This is a genomic window from Clostridium thermopalmarium DSM 5974 (genome assembly GCF_002995795.1).
Lineage (GTDB): Bacteria > Bacillota > Clostridia > Clostridiales > Clostridiaceae > Clostridium_H > Clostridium_H thermopalmarium.
In genome coordinates, this window is the sequence record NZ_PVXN01000060.1 from 1 (window position 1) to 749 (window position 749).

The following is a 749-nucleotide window of genomic DNA, read 5'->3' on the forward strand; positions in this document are numbered from 1 at the left end:
GGATGAATATATTGTTTCTACTAAAACATTGTACAACTATATTGATAAAGGCTTTTTATCTGTACGCAATATAGATTTACCTTTAAAACTACGCTTAAAACCTAAGAATAAAAGAATTAAGCAAAATAAGCGTATCTTAGGTAAAAGTATTGATTTAAGACCAGAAGAAGTAAATACCCGTGAAGAATTCGGACATTGGGAAATAGATACTGTCATTGGTAAAAAGTCCGGTGATAATGCTCTCTTGACTCTAACAGAGCGTAAGTCCCGTTATGAAATAATGATAACTTTAAATGCTAAAGATAGTAAATCTGTTGATGATTCAATAAAAAAGCTTATGGAGATGTATAGAGATACTTTTAAACATGTATTTAAAAGTATCACAGCTGACAATGGGGTTGAATTTAGTAATTTAGAAACTTTGCTTAAAGAATATGGTATAGAGGTATACTATACTCACCCTTATTCTTCCTTCGAAAGGGGTACTAATGAACGTCATAATGGTCTTATACGTCGTTTTATCCCTAAGGGTAAAAGCATCAAAGACTTATCTTTTGATACAATTCAAAGGATTCAAAATTGGATGAATAGGTTGCCACGTAAATTGCTAAATTACAAAACCCCAGAAAAATATTTTTATGAAGAACTATCGAAGATTGCTTAATCCCATATTTTGAATATTATAGATGTCGCTTGTGGTTTATCAAGGGTAAAGCTCCGCCTGCTACGCAGCCCTTGACAAACCCATG

1 protein-coding gene is annotated in these 749 nt (G+C 32.4%); it reads left to right on the top strand.

The genetic code is table 11. The annotated features are described in order from the left end of the window. Positions 1–664, top strand: a 664-nt coding sequence (locus CPAL_RS11995) for an IS30 family transposase (RefSeq protein WP_146126588.1), incomplete at its 5' end; no start/stop codon positions are given. Between the last annotated feature and the right edge of the window lie 85 nt (positions 665–749).